Origin of the sequence: Photobacterium chitinilyticum, assembly GCF_004104355.1 — a bacterium.
Lineage (GTDB): Bacteria > Pseudomonadota > Gammaproteobacteria > Enterobacterales > Vibrionaceae > Photobacterium > Photobacterium chitinilyticum.
On record NZ_RJLM01000099.1, the window covers coordinates 1 to 840 of the forward strand.

The 840-nt window shown below is 39.2% G+C and carries 1 protein-coding gene; it reads left to right on the forward strand.

Going from position 1 to position 840, the window contains the following annotated elements; translation table 11 throughout:
• Positions 1-379 precede the first annotated feature (379 nt).
• Positions 380-840: 30S ribosomal protein S7 (gene rpsG / locus EDI28_RS28165; protein WP_128786701.1), on the forward strand; the 461-nt coding region annotated here is incomplete at its 3' end.

Below are 840 nucleotides of genomic sequence, written 5' to 3' on the forward strand. Positions count from 1 at the left end.
TTTTTACACTATTTCGGAAACCCAAGGACTCAATCGTATGGATATGTAAAATACAGGATTTCCAATCCTAGCAGGAAAAGGAGGGAAACGCACTATTTCGGAAACCCAAGGACTCAATCGTATGGATATGTAAAATACAGGATTTCCAATCCTAGCAGGAAAAGGAGGGAAACGGATACTCAATTTAAAGTGAGTAAACAGAATTCCATACATATAKAATTCTGTGGAAAGCCGTATTCGATGAAAGTCGTATGTACGGTTTGGAGGGAGATCTTTCATATCTTTCGTGATCCACCCTACAATATGGGGTCAAAAAGCCAAAATAAAWGATTTKAGCCCTTATAAAAAGAAAACWGATTCTTGAACCYCYTTCAMGCTCATGTCACGYCGAGGTACTGCAGAAGAAAAAACTGCAAAATCCGATCCAATTTATCGTAATCGATTAGTTAACATGTTGGTTAACCGTATTYTGAAACACGGAAAAAAATCATTGGCTTATCAAATTATCTATCGAGCCKTGAAAAAGATTCAACAAAAGACAGAAACAAATMCACTATSTGTTTYACGTCAAGCAATACGTGGAGTAACTCCCGATATAGCAGTAAAAGCAAGAMGTGTAGGCGGRTCRACTCATCAAGTTCYCATTKAAATAGGATCCACRCAAGGAAAAGCACTTGCCAKTCGTTGGTTATTAKGGGCATCCCGAAAACGTCCGGGTCGAAATATGGCTTTCAAATTAAGTTCCGAATTAGTGGATGCTGCCAAAGGGAGTGGCGATGCCATACGCAAAAARGAAGAGACTCATARAATGGCAGAGGCAAATAGAGCTTTTGCACATTT